Raw genomic sequence first — 13,211 nt, forward strand, 5'->3', positions numbered from 1 at the left:
CCTAAACTTATGAAATTTTATTTTTCACAAATTAAGCGATTATTTGAGCTAATAACAGCCGGAAAAATTAGAGCTCTGTTACTATATGGTCCTGATAAAGGTTATATAGAAAAAATTTGTAAGCACTTAGTAAAAAGCTTAAATATGCTACAAACTTCTATAGAATATGCAGAACTTAATATTTCATCTTTAGAAATATTGCTTAATTCACCTAATTTTTTTGGTCAAAAAGAATTAATTAAAGTTAGATCGGTCGGGAATTCAATCGATAAGAATTTAAAAACAATTCTAAGCAGTGATTATATAAATTTTCCTGTATTTATAGGTGAGGAAATTACTTCTAGTTCAAGCTTCAGAAAATTTTTTGAAACGGAAGAATATTTAGCGGCAGTCGCTTGTTATCATGACGATGAAGCAAAAATTGAAAGAATCATTTTAGATAAAGTAGGAAAAACTAATAAAATTATAAGTAAAGAAGCTAATGCTTATTTAAAAGCTCACCTAAAAGGTGATCACGATCTAGTTTGTAATGAAATAAATAAATTGATATATTTTGTTCATGATCGAAAAGAAATTACTTTAAACGACGTTCTAGAAGTTATAAGTAGCGAAATTACGGCAAACGGCAGTGATTTAGCAATGTATTTTTCAAAAAAAGATTATAGTAATTTTCTGCAAGAGCTTGATATATTAAAAAAACAAAATATCAATGAAGTTTTAATTATCAGAGCATTAATAAGGCATTACTTAAATTTATATATAATTTTATCGAAAGTAAAAAACGGTGAGCGTTTGGAACTCGCAATAAAATCATTATCACCACCGATTTTTTATCAGTATATTAATGATTTTACAAAAATAGCAAGTAGTCTGAGCCTAGCTGAATGTTTAGAGACTTTAAAACTGCTGCAGCAAGCAGAGGTCGAATATAAGCTAAACCCTGCTAGCTTTGATTTACTCCAAAAAATTTATACTCGATGAACTTCAAAAATTGGCTACGTCATCCTACAAGTACTGTGGTACTCGCGTATTATTATACGTTCCGCTCCTCGTCTTGTGGATTCCTGGCTCTTTTTGAAGTTGATCTTCGTATAAAAGTGTCCTCATTTATTAGAAGTACATTATATGCCAAGACCTGATTTTTCTGACCCTAACAAACAAATTCATGAAATTATTAGAGTTAATCATGCTGGAGAGTATGGTGCAAAAAGAATTTATCAAGGGCAGCTAAAATATATTAAATCTCAAAATGATCATATATTGATTAAAGAAATGCTTGATCACGAAGAGATACATTTAAATTATTTTGCAAAAAAATTACTAGAAACAAAAGTAAGACCCACGGTTTTATTATTTTTTTGGCATTATTACGGATTTTTACTTGGTGCTTTATCTTCCTTGATGGGAATAAAAACGGCGATGCTTGTTACCGAGAGTGTAGAAGAAGTAATAGAAAAACATTATGAACAGCAAATAAATTATTTGCATAGCCTAGGTTGTGAACAAGAATTATTAGATAATATAACTAAATTTCGACTTGATGAAATTGAACATAAAAATATTGCTATAATGAATGATAGCACTAAGGCAATATTTGCAGAAATAAGTAGTAAAATAGTGAAGATAATTTGTCGTATCTCTATAATTTTAAGCAAGAAAATTTAGAGTTCGTAGTTTAATAAGCAAAGATATATTTTTTGGTGATTACTTAGTTAGTTGAAAAATCTAGAAATATTTTACTTCTAAGATATTAAGAAGATAATAAAAAAATATTAATAATATTATTAGAAACGGTGATGAAAGGAAAAATTTTTTCTTTATTTTTTACCTTTGTATTTTTTAGAATTAACAAATCTTTATTTTTATCAAACATAGCTAATACTACTCGCAATTTCTTTATTTAATTGATGCCTAAACCTAATCTAGAAATTAATAAATAAAGGTGCCAGGGGTTAAGCTCCGTTGCTGTAAGACAACAACCTCCATTATATTTCATGATTTTACTCACTTATAATAAGAGACCCCTGGCATAACTTAATATTAAGTTTTGACAGATTGGTCTTGCAACAATGGAGCTTAAACATTATTAGCGGTCTATATATTAGTTGAATAATATAAAGAGCCAAGAGATTTTAGTTGTCATTAATAATAAATAATGTAATTCTGAGTTACGAGGTATATTTTCTATATAATCTGCTGCTAGAATTTGCTTTTACATCAATAATAATTTATATTTATTTTAATTCATGCGAATAGCGGATTACTTTTGTAGTTTGTTATTGGCGATAATTAGGAAATATAAAATAAAAATATGAGTCAAAAAATAATTTTAAATAATTCGCATCCTATTACAAAATCGCACTTATTCCATATAGTAGACCCAAGCCCTTGGCCTGTCCTCACATCTTTTGCTTTACTTCTTTTGGTTATAGGCGGTATCTCGTTTATGCATGGCTACAAATTTAATGTATATATTTTATCTGCAGGAGTTATTTCAGTAGTTTACTGTTTATATTCTTGGTGGCGAGACGTAGTAAAAGAAGGAATAGTTACAATACCGGTTAGAAAAGGTTTACAAATAGGTATGGCGTTATTTATCTTAACGGAAATAGTATTTTTTGGTGTATTTTTTGCTTCTTTTTTTAAATCAAGTCTATCACCCGTAGGTCTTTTAGACGGTGTATGGGTTGTAAAGCAAGGAGTTTGGCCTCCGCCTACAATTAAAACTTTTGATCCGTTTGATATTCCTTTTATCAATACTTTAATACTACTCTTATCAGGCACTACCGTTACTTGGGCTCACTACGCCTTAGAGGAAAAAAATCAAAAAGATTGCGTAACTGCACTCGCTCTTACTATATTGCTTGGAATATTTTTTACAACTATGCAAGCATATGAATATTATCATGCGGCGTTTAAATTTACAGATGGCATATATGCTTCTAATTTTTATTTAGCCACGGGTTTTCATGGAGCTCATGTAATTATAGGTACTATATTTCTAATAGTTGGTTACTTTAGAGCAAAAAGAGGAGATTTTACTACAGAAGGTAATGGACATTTAGGGTTTGAATTTGCTGCATGGTATTGGCATTTTGTTGACGTGGTTTGGTTATTTTTATTTACGTTTGTTTATATATTTGGAAGTTAAATTATACTATATGTGATTATAATGTTACTTAAAACAAGTGTTTTTAAAATATTTGTGCATATTAATTAAAATTGCATATATTTAGGAGTTGATTTATATATAAATAAATTATACATTATTTTTTGAATACTAATTATTTTATTGAGGTAAAACATATGAACTTTCCTATTCGTAAATTAAACGAAGAATTAATCGATTATAATCTATCATTACGCATATTATTTACTATTCTAAGTGTGGCTATTATTATGGTAGCTTTTGATAGCTTAGGTGGTAGTGTCGACGATCCGGTAGGTGATGCATTGTGTAAGTTAATTAAAGTATTCAGAGGCAATACTGCAAAAGGTATAGCTGTTGTCGGTATAATTGTTCTGGGAATTCAAACATTAAGAGGAAAATTGCAGTGGGAAGTAGCTTTAGTGGTAGTTACTGCAATTATTATATTATTTAAAGCTCCTGATATTGTTAACATGGTATCAAGTGATACTAATAGCGCAAAGTGTGGTGTTTCCTAATACACGAAATAAAAATTATTATATCTTTAGAGTAATACCCATAAGTTTCGACTTATGGGTATTTTACTTTTAGACACAGTAAACATTGCTAATGTCATTCCAGTTTTGTTGCGTGATCGAAAAACGCCTTCGGTGTCATACCGTGGCTTGACCACGGTATCCAAAAAACAACTTAAAATACTAATAATTTTAGTATTTTAAACTGGATCCCGTTACAAGCTCGCGGGGGATGACAACGGGAAATCGATCCATGCAACAAGACCCCTTTTCGTCGGCATGACATAAGAACCATACCACAACGCCTACTCGTAAAACAAAAAGTGGTTCTCACTTAAATAAAAGCCCTAATCTATTACCTATAGCAATATCAATATATTTTGCCGTAACAGGTATCCCTTCAATATTCATTTCTAGATATATTGCTTGTTTTGCAGGAATTTTTGCTTGCAGCTTTGTAATGGATATATATTCATCTAAAGCTTGATTATTAGTATCCATTACTCTAACTGTGATTATAGGATCGGAAATTAGATAATCCGACTCATTAGATAATTTATAAAATATCTTCATACCGCCTATATGACGAGATTTTCCTAAATGAATTTCCTCTATTTTTAATTGATCATATTTACCTAAGAATTTAAAACTATCTACTAGTAATATCACTAAACAAAAAATTATAAAGCTAGTCCATAATATTGGAAATATATTATATTTTTTCTTAGGAGGAATATACGGTAACATAACCGGCACATTAGCATTGTAATGATTTTTAATAGGAGTTTTAATAGTTTCCGTGTTTACTTTATCTTTAAAGTCATTTAATTTACTATTATTATAGTCTAATTTTTGATACCACAAATGGCTACATTTGGAACATTTTACTCGTCGTCCGTTAATACCTATGTGATTGCTTGTAACAATAAATTTTGTTTGGCAATTTGGGCAAGTAATATACATAGTTAATTATAATTATTATGTTTGACTTCATGATAATCTCATTTATTATTTTTGGCAATAAAACAGTTAAAAGATATGTCCTCTCTTATTAAAGAAATTGAAGAAGCTTGGCAAATTAAGGACAAACTTCTTCAAGATTCTTCAAAGCTTATAACATTACAAAAGACTCTTAATGACATTATAGAAAGCTTAAATCAAGGTACAATTCGTGTTTGTGAAAAGAAAGAAAATAGTTGGCAAGTTAATGAATGGGTAAAGAAAGCTATATTGCTATATTTTATTACTACGGAATCGCAGCTTTATAATAGCAATTATAATAGTTGGTATGACAAAGTTGCTCCTAAATTTTCTGCAGATATTGATAAAAATACATTCAAAGAAGCAGCTATACGCACAGTTCCCGGTGCTTTTGTTAGAACCGGTACTTATATAGCTAAAAATGTCGTTATTATGCCTTCTTTCATTAATATAGGTGCTTATATAGATGAGAGAACAATGATTGATACATGGGCTACTATCGGCTCATGCGCCCAAATCGGCAAGAATTGCCATATTTCAGGCGGCACGGGAATAGGCGGGGTACTTGAGCCATTACAAGCAAAGCCTGTTATCATTGAAGATAATTGTTTTATCGGTGCAAGATCGGAAATAGCAGAAGGTGTAATAGTAGAGGAGGGAGCAGTAATTAGTATGGGGGTGTTTATCGGTAGCTCTACAAAAATAGTATATAGAGATACAGGGGAAATTATTTACGGCAGAATTCCGGCTTATTCTGTTGTAGTACCGGGGGTATTACCTGCTAAGGAAGCGGGTAAGCCTGGACTTTACTGCGTAGTCATCATAAAACAAGTTGATAAAACTACTAGAGCTAAAGTAAGCATAAATGACTTATTAAGATAACGCTATTTGCTATTGGCAATGAGATAGATCAATAATATCGCCGATTATATCCTTAAAACACTCCTTTCTTTGTTGTTCTGAAATATCCGTTTGTTGAATTGCATTATTATCTGAATTTCCTAAGAAAGTATTGTATGCCATAAACATTGCATCTTGTTGTTTTTGAGAGCGAAGATAATCTCCTTTCTGAATATACAAATCCGGTTTGACAAGCTTTTCAGCCTTATCTATAAGGCTGTCATAACATTTTACTATAGAGTCCGATTTATTATTTTTTTTATAAAATATGATAGCTAATTTTTCATGTTCTAGTTTAAATAGCATATCACCGATTTTATTGTACATTTCTTTAAGTTCTTCATTACATGTTAGAGCTGCATTATAATTAGCTAAAGCTCCCTTATAATCTCTTTCTTCACTCAATATATTGCTGATTTTAGAATAACAGGTAGCTATAGTTTTAGTTACTTCCGCCTTGTTAGAGTACTTATTTAACCAATCTATGGCTTCTATATAATATTGCACCGGTTGATCATTTTCAGGTGCTATATTTTTTATAGAAGATAGATAGTTATTTTGTATGAATAAGTCACATGTTTCGATTAAAGAACTATAGCAATCATTGTATTGAGACCATATTGTGTAGTTAACGTTTCTTCAAATAATAATAATTCTTTAATTTGTAGGGTCTAATACATAATGGTAACCTTGAATAATCGGTTTATCACTTGTGAAGCTCTCAATAGAGTCTAAAATTTGAAGTATTGCCGCTATGAGGTTATTATCGTGTTTATTTGATATGATAGCTTTAAATTCTGATAATTGCGTTAATCCTTCAAAATAAGAAGGAGTTTTTTCTAGAGCCGGATATTGTATTGGAGAATTTGGTAAATACGGCTTAACATAATCCTCATAGTTATTATTATCTAAAAATTTTGAACAGTTAAGAGGTGTATATATATTAAAATCTCTGAAAATTGATTGGATAGTATTAATTATACATTCTACATTTATCTGTATTTGTGTATGTAAGTTTTCTATCAAGCTGTCTTGTTTATGTAGGAATGAACCTAACTCCTGTATCCTCTAGCTCTTGGGCTCCTGCTCTCTCTTCTAGGTCTTTTAGTTTTAGATTAAGCTTTATTTTCTCATTTTGAGAAGTAGGTTTATGAAAAAATTTTATATCTGAAAATGCTAATATATCATTATTAATAGTAACGCTTTCTAATACCGGTATAATTTTGTTGTGATTATTTTCATGATATTTTGTTATTACACATAACATTTCCTTTTAATTTATTGTGTTTTTCTGTAGGAAAAATATTTTTAAAGCCTGTTAGAATATCGTTAAGGTTGCCGGGAACTGTGTTACTGTTACTGCGTCTAATACTATGATAAATTTTAATTTATCGGCTATTTTAACTAAGTTTTTAATGAAAAATACATTAATTAACTCCTGAGTGATAACATCAGCTGTACCGGTTTTGCTAGAACATTCCAAAAATACTTTTCCTGCGATTTCAAATTTTTTTGGGTAATATACAGCCGATTCATATTTATGCTTAATTGCCGGTGTATCAAAATCACATAATTTATCAAATATAAATTCTTCACCGTTTTTGATAACCTTAAGGTTGTTTTCAAGAGCGTTTAAAAATGTGCTTTTTCCGCTATGAGGCGATCCTATTATTACTGTAGTTTCTAATGTTTTTCCTGCTTGTATTAGTGAATAATTAACTTCCGTCAATGCATTTAGAATATTTGCTTTTAAAGAGTCAAGAGCAGTTTCTTCTTCCGTTAAAGATTTAATATCAACTTCTATGGGAATTTTAAATTTCATATATAACCGCTAATTTATTCTTTAATATAAAGTTTTATACTGTCGCTTTCGCCGCTATCACTGATAGCTCTAATAATAAATTCACCGACTTTTGCCTTCCATATTACTGCTTCGTTTGGTTTTGCAGTTGCTATTAATTCATTACCCGCAAACCAAAAGATATTATTAGTTTTATTATCGTTAATTGCACTAAAAGTAATATTATCACTATTTTTAATTGAATGTACGGAATTTTTTAACGGGTATATAATTTTAGGTTTTTGATGATGCCAATTTATCAACCTATTGCAATGGTTTGTAGGTATCGGTTTCGGTAATATATGTATTCCTGCTTTTTGATAAACCGCAAGCATATCTGTCGGCCATAAATTTACTGTTTTATATTCTGTTTGTCCTTTAATAAAGTTGCAAGCAGGCATGCCGGTTTTTAAATCTATTAGCATCTTTCTATAAATACCTGATTGTTTTATCGGCGATTTGCCTTTAATGAACAAGGTTTCTGCTTTAACCGGACACATATCGTTATCGATATCTCCCGTATCTGCACAAACTTTTACTTTAGTAATATTTAGTTCATTAATTTTTGAAAGGATTAAATCCTCATCTTTATTTGGTTGGGCTATGGATTCGATAATATTAAAGAATAAAGGGGCAGCAGAGATACTACCCGTAAATGTTCCGTGAGTTTGACCTTTGAAATCTCCAACCCAAACGGCAAGTACGTATTTTCCGAATATTCCGACGCTAAGTGCATCTCTAAATGAGCTGGAAGTACCTGTTTTCCAATAAATCGGTAAGTTATGCCTTGTATTATTATAGGTAATAGGACGAGTCGTATCTTTTATAATATCAAGAGTTAGATAACTTGCTTCAGGGGATAATATTTTAGAATCAGTCATAAAATCGTTTATGTTATGCCGCGAGCTTGTAGCGGGATCCAGTCTTTTTAAATTTTTTCTAGATCCCGTGGTCAAGCCACGGTATGACACAGAACTAGATTCCCGTTTTCGCGGGAATGACATAACAGGATCTAATACTTTCTTAAGCGGTTTATAATTACCGAAATTAGCAAGCATAGCATAAAGAGTAGTTAACTCTTTAAGCGTAATTTCTGCTGTGCCGAGTACTATAGATAAGCCGTAATTTTCAGGTTTTCGTAAGCCGCTAATTTTTGCTTGTTGTAAGAACTCATAAAAATTCGGATTTTTTAATTTAGATGCTAGAAATATCACTGGTACGTTACGGCTTTTTATTAACGATTCTCTAGCACTTAAACCGCCTGTAAATCTGCTATCAAAATTTTCCGGTTTATAATGATTATAGTAAGTAGGTGTATCCTTTAGTAAAGTTAACGGGTGTATTAGTGATTGATCAAAACTAAGTGCATAGACAAACGGTTTTAAAGCTGAGCCTGGAGATCTATGGCTTTTAGTGCCGTTAATCTGCCCGCAAATATCGTTATTAAAAAAGTCTCCGGAGCCAATACTTGCAAGTACTTCCATAGTAGTAAAATCAAGAAGAATTACGGAGGCATTATTAATGCCGTATTTTTTCAGGTTATTAATATATAGCCGAACTTGTTTCTCTATAGTAGTTTGTAGATTTTTATCTATAGTAGTACGTATAATAGGATTATCATTAGTTGCTAGCATATCTAAAGTAAAATGCGGTGCAATAAAAGGAAGATTTTTATTTTGATTAAATTTAATCGGCAAACTAATTAACTGATTATAAATAATATCTTGTGGATGAGCCGCTAGCCATTTGGTAAATAAATATTTACGTGCATCAAATATATTAAGGTTGTTTCCGCCTCTTTTAAGTGGATTTTGCGGGATTACTGCAAGGCTTAAAATATCAATCAAATTTAAGTCTTTTAGGCTGCGATTGAAGTAAATATAACTGCCGGCTGCTACCCCTTCAATGTTACTACCGTAAGGCACTAGGTTTAGATAAGTTTCTAGGATTTCATCTTTTGAATAATATAGTTCTATATGAACAGCTTTAATAATTTGATGAATTTTACCAAAGATAGTAGAAGAGTTTATCCCGTATCTAAGGCGTGCTACTTGCATTGTTATAGTAGATCCGCCTATTTTTCGACCGTTTTCTAAATAAGTAGAATAAAAAGCTTTGGCTAAAGAAACGGGATTAACGCCGAAATGTTTGTCAAAATGCCTATCTTCATATAACAGTACTGCTTCTATAAAACTCGCCGTTTCGGTCAAATACTCTTTGTGAGAAACTTATGTCTTTAAGTAATGGAGCAGGAGGAATAATAAAATATAATATTATAATGCCAGTGATTGTAATAAAAAGTAATTTGGTTTTGAGAGACAAAGTATATACCTTATAGTTTGTTATAGTTTTTATTTCATTCTAGCTGTTGCTAATGTCATTCCCGCGAAAGCGGGAATCCAGAAAATAACTTTTAAAATTTATATAAAATATCATGCTTTCCTATTATTGACTGGATTCCTGTGATCAACGGAATGACATTAAACTATGCAATAATCATTATAAAGCATTTTAAAAAATAATGAAAAATTTAATAATATGGCTTGCATGTATAAAAGTAATATCGTATAATGCACCACGAGGCGTTAACAAATTAACTAATTGCTAACAAAAATTAAACATTACGATTGTTACAAATATTAAACTATCGTATAAAACCCACATTGTTATCCTACCTTATAGTCCATCAATAAAAATTTCTTGACATAATATTTTTTCGTGTATAATTCTCTTTAATAATAAAGAAAACATTAATATTTTAAGTAATAATTAATATTTCATTAAAGGGGAACTAGATATTATGGCAAAAAATATACAATCTATAAATTTTTCTAAATTAAGTTTAATTTGTGCTACAACTACTATATTAGCGTAGCTTTAGAAGCTCAAACTGCTGCTGACCGTCGTATAGAGGCACGTCGTGCCGCTGCCGCTGCTGGAAATTTAGACGTAGCAATCATTGACAATGTTGCGGAAGCTGCCGTTAATGCAGCAGCAAGAATAGGAAATTTAAGACCGGCAGCTGAAAGAGAGGCAGCAAGGGCAGCGAGAAATGCAAGAAGGAATAATGTAGAGGTAAACCAAGTAGTAGAAAGGTTTGTACCTCATGTAGCATTAAACCCTGAAATACGAAATGATAATTTGGGGGCTATTGGATTTTTTGCTCCTATACTACGAGAAGCACCTGCGGACAAAAAAAGAGAAATAGATACTGCCCTAAAAAGAGTACAAGAAAATGGTACCCCGTTAATGATAGCACGTAAAGTACAATACTTGAAACAATAAAAGCAAATGGTCGGCATTATAATAAAGATGGCATTATAAATATACCTATAAACCCTAATCAGGAGCGTCAAGAACAAGTAGTAAGAGTTGTTAATATTGATCCTACAGTTGGGTATAAAAGTATTTTCACTGCCGGTAATACTTATAAACTCAAATATTTTCATACTGCTGATAATATAATTAAAGAAATAGATGTTACCGATAAGCTTATTGAGGCAGGAAAAACTTTTGAAATGCAGGGCATTAGACAGTTCAGAAGTGAGGATTTAACGCTTGATCAACTCCATGAAAAGGAAAAAGAAACAATATTAAAAGGTTTGAAAGAAAATATTAGAACTGCAGTAATAGACAGTGTAAATATAATAGGAGCAGTTGAAAATATTCCCGTACCTCGTAATCAAGAGCGTAATAACTATTCTTTATATTATGATACTATTATTGATAGAGCAGCAGAAAAAAATGAGTATAAACAATATTTAAGTTTGGAAGAAATTAATTCTATAAAAGAGGGGAGAGGAATGACTCTTGCTTATGCAGAAAAAGCAAGGATGATTCGAGATGATATGGATCTTTTAACTCAACAATTTCAGGCTGGTAATATAACTCAAGAGTATTACGATGATAAAATGGCTACATTAGTTGTTGATAAATATGGTGAGGAAGATGAGCATATAGTTAGTACTCCATTTGTAAAAAACGGGATCAGAAGAGTTCCCTATAATATATATGAAGAAGATTTAATTAATGATGCTAAAAAAAGAGTTGTTATTGCATGTATAGATAATACAGAAAGAGCAAATCTTGTAAATAATATTAGGTTAACAATTGAAAAAGCTGATGGAACAGTAGAGTATATAACAGCAAATCAATTTGGAACAGCAATAGTAGCAAATCCAATAGTACCGGATTTAACACCAAGACCAATAACTGTAGCACAAGTGATAAAACCTAGATTGGTCGCAAGAGCAGGGGCATTACCTGTAGATGAAGTTGTTGCGAGGTTCCAAGCACAAATAGCAGAGTTAATGAGAGAGAATGCAGATTTAAGAGCATTATTATTGAATAGAGGGGAAGTACCTGCTCCACAAGTTGCAGCTGAAGTAAACAATGTTCATATACCTCAGATAGGTGAAGCGGTGAATAATAATGTTCCTGCAGAAATACCACCGAGGGCTGATATGCAGATGTTCCTCCAGCGATGCGGGTAGAAGGTGAGCCTGCACCTGTAGTAGCTGATGAAGCAGGAGGTTTAGGTGATGCAGATTTATTTGAAGAAAAAGAAACAGAAGAATCGGTTGTTACTCTAGCAATACCTGCCGGTGAGCTAAAGTCTAACGATTCTGATACTGACTTTGATGCATTAAAGAAAGAAGAGCAAGACAAAGCAGAAGCTAAGAAAGAAGAAGTAAAGCGTGCTGAGGAAGCAAGAATTGCGGAAGCTATAAGAGTTGAAGCGGCTGAAGTTGCAGAAATGCAAACGGCAGTAAAAGACGACGAAGCAGTGATTGGAGCAATGTATAGCCCTATTCGTAATATCGCTCAAATGAATAGTGATATTATATCACATAGAATGTTATCTAATGCTGCGGTTGCTGCGGGTGATGAAGATGAAAGAGTATTAGGTAAAGGTGTTTGGATTGCCGGTATTTACGGTACTAATAAGCAAGGATCACAAAAAGGTTTTGCCAGTTATAAAGGTCATGCTTCAGGCGGTACTATAGGTTTGGATATTGGGTTTGATCACTACAAAGATTTAGTCGGTATTGCTTATACTAAACTGGATTCAAAGTTTAAATCTAGCGGTAGCAGGTTAAATACTAATATTGATAGCCATATCGTAGCTTTATACGGGCAGAAAGAATTACCGCAAAACTTCATGATCCAAGCTATGTTTGCTTACAATCATAATATCGTGAAGAGTAAAATCAACCGTTTAGGTACTATTGCAACCGGTAAATATAAGAATAATAATTATAACTTTGAAACCTTATTAAGTTATAATCATCTTATGAACGGCAGTATTACTCTTACTCCAAATCTCGGTGTAAGATACGGTCACTCTAAAGACGGTGCATACTAAGAAAGCAATGTAGGTATTCAGCATTTAAGTATTGCTTCTAAAAAAGAGCATTTATGGAGTGGTATTTTAGGCAGCAAAGTAGCTTTAGCTCCTCAGAAAATAGCTGAAGGGTTTAGTATTACGCCTACACTTCAAGCATCTGTGGAAAATTACTTTAACGATAAGAGTAAAAAACTTAATGCTAAAGTAAAATGGAAAGATAGAGAAGTTAATAAAACCGTTGCATTACCAAAGCAGCCTAAAGTTGGTTATAATATCGGTGCTAGCGTTTTAACGGAAAAAAGTAATGTAAGTATATTACTTGAATATAACTGCCACTTACAAAAGAAATATCAAAGCCACCAAGGTTTTGTGAAGTGAAAAGTGAAGTTGTAGATTATTATTCCATGCATGGCTTGGAAAACTTATCTGTCACCCCGTGACTTGACCACGGGGTCCAGTTTAAAATACTAAAATTATGTA

General features: G+C 31.8%; 15 protein-coding genes and 1 pseudogene. 9 read left to right on the forward strand and 7 right to left on the reverse strand.

Translation table 11 applies throughout. The features are described 5' to 3' along the window. Window positions 1–9: 9 nt before the first annotated feature. Window positions 10–981 (forward strand): DNA polymerase III subunit delta, encoded by a 972-nt coding sequence (gene holA / locus ACIAS7_RS03475; protein ID WP_473199361.1) that lies wholly within the window; start codon window positions 10–12, stop codon window positions 979–981. 144 nt (window positions 982–1,125) lie between these two features. After that, window positions 1,126–1,665, forward strand: a complete 540-nt coding sequence (locus ACIAS7_RS03480; RefSeq protein ID WP_473199362.1) for a demethoxyubiquinone hydroxylase family protein — start codon at window positions 1,126–1,128, stop codon at window positions 1,663–1,665. Between the two features lie 85 nt (window positions 1,666–1,750). Here the strand turns inward: ACIAS7_RS03480 and ACIAS7_RS03485 are convergent, their stop codons facing one another. Then, window positions 1,751–1,891, reverse strand: a complete 141-nt coding sequence (locus tag ACIAS7_RS03485; RefSeq protein ID WP_473199363.1) for a hypothetical protein — start codon at window positions 1,889–1,891, stop codon at window positions 1,751–1,753. A 420-nt stretch (window positions 1,892–2,311) separates the two neighbouring features. Here ACIAS7_RS03485 and ACIAS7_RS03490 point away from each other — a divergent pair, with 420 nt between their 5' ends. Together ACIAS7_RS03490 and ACIAS7_RS03495 are read left to right on the forward strand one after the other, a co-directional pair. Beyond that, a complete protein-coding gene (locus ACIAS7_RS03490; RefSeq protein WP_473199364.1) occupies window positions 2,312–3,151 on the forward strand; it encodes a cytochrome c oxidase subunit 3 in 840 nt (279 codons plus the stop codon). Between the two features lie 155 nt (window positions 3,152–3,306). Beyond that, entirely contained in the window at window positions 3,307–3,666 is a 360-nt protein-coding gene (locus ACIAS7_RS03495) for a TrbC/VirB2 family type IV secretion system protein (protein ID WP_473199365.1), read from the forward strand. 327 nt (window positions 3,667–3,993) lie between these two features. On the opposite strand, the gene ACIAS7_RS03500 is transcribed toward ACIAS7_RS03495, so the two are convergent. Then, window positions 3,994–4,626 (reverse strand): MJ0042-type zinc finger domain-containing protein, encoded by a 633-nt coding sequence (locus ACIAS7_RS03500; RefSeq protein ID WP_473199366.1) that lies wholly within the window; start codon window positions 4,624–4,626, stop codon window positions 3,994–3,996. Window positions 4,627–4,701: 75 nt separating this feature from the next. Between ACIAS7_RS03500 and dapD the strand changes: the two genes are divergently transcribed. Then, window positions 4,702–5,526 carry a 2,3,4,5-tetrahydropyridine-2,6-dicarboxylate N-succinyltransferase gene (gene dapD / locus ACIAS7_RS03505; protein ID WP_473199403.1) on the forward strand — a complete coding sequence of 275 codons (825 nt, stop codon included), beginning with the start codon at window positions 4,702–4,704 and terminating at the stop codon, window positions 5,524–5,526. Between the two features lie 9 nt (window positions 5,527–5,535). Here the strand turns inward: dapD and ACIAS7_RS03510 are convergent, their stop codons facing one another. The 5 genes and pseudogenes from ACIAS7_RS03510 to pbpC form a co-directional block, all read right to left on the reverse strand. Further along, entirely contained in the window at window positions 5,536–6,051 is a 516-nt protein-coding gene (locus tag ACIAS7_RS03510; RefSeq protein WP_473199367.1) for a hypothetical protein, read from the reverse strand. A gap of 150 nt (window positions 6,052–6,201) precedes the next feature. Then, the gene (locus ACIAS7_RS03515; protein WP_473199368.1) at window positions 6,202–6,570 is read right to left on the reverse strand and encodes a hypothetical protein; all 369 of its coding nucleotides are present in this window, start codon (window positions 6,568–6,570) and stop codon (window positions 6,202–6,204) included. 10 nt (window positions 6,571–6,580) lie between these two features. Then, entirely contained in the window at window positions 6,581–6,811 is a 231-nt protein-coding gene (locus tag ACIAS7_RS03520) for a hypothetical protein (RefSeq protein WP_473199369.1), read from the reverse strand. Between the two features lie 51 nt (window positions 6,812–6,862). Further along, entirely contained in the window at window positions 6,863–7,366 is a 504-nt protein-coding gene (locus ACIAS7_RS03525) for a hypothetical protein (RefSeq protein ID WP_473199459.1), read from the reverse strand. A gap of 14 nt (window positions 7,367–7,380) precedes the next feature. Next, window positions 7,381–9,706: pseudogene (gene pbpC, locus ACIAS7_RS03530) on the reverse strand (penicillin-binding protein 1C). A gap of 525 nt (window positions 9,707–10,231) precedes the next feature. On the opposite strand from pbpC, the gene ACIAS7_RS03535 reads away from it, so the two are divergent. The 4 genes from ACIAS7_RS03535 (at window position 10,232) to ACIAS7_RS03550 (ending at window position 13,109) form a co-directional block, all read left to right on the forward strand. Next, entirely contained in the window at window positions 10,232–10,669 is a 438-nt protein-coding gene (locus ACIAS7_RS03535; protein ID WP_473199370.1) for a hypothetical protein, read from the forward strand. 233 nt (window positions 10,670–10,902) lie between these two features. Further along, on the forward strand, window positions 10,903–11,877 hold the full coding sequence (locus tag ACIAS7_RS03540) for a hypothetical protein (protein ID WP_473199371.1): 975 nt from the start codon (window positions 10,903–10,905) through the stop codon (window positions 11,875–11,877). After that, the gene (locus ACIAS7_RS03545) at window positions 11,868–12,749 is read left to right on the forward strand and encodes an autotransporter outer membrane beta-barrel domain-containing protein (protein ID WP_473198220.1); all 882 of its coding nucleotides are present in this window, start codon (window positions 11,868–11,870) and stop codon (window positions 12,747–12,749) included. Before ACIAS7_RS03540 ends, ACIAS7_RS03545 begins: the two co-directional genes overlap by 10 nt. A 141-nt stretch (window positions 12,750–12,890) precedes the next feature. Continuing rightward, window positions 12,891–13,109, forward strand: a complete 219-nt coding sequence (locus ACIAS7_RS03550) for a hypothetical protein (protein ID WP_473198221.1) — start codon at window positions 12,891–12,893, stop codon at window positions 13,107–13,109. Window positions 13,110–13,211: the final 102 nt, after the last annotated feature.

It is taken from the genome of Rickettsia sp. 109562A South Dakota (genome assembly GCF_055791265.1).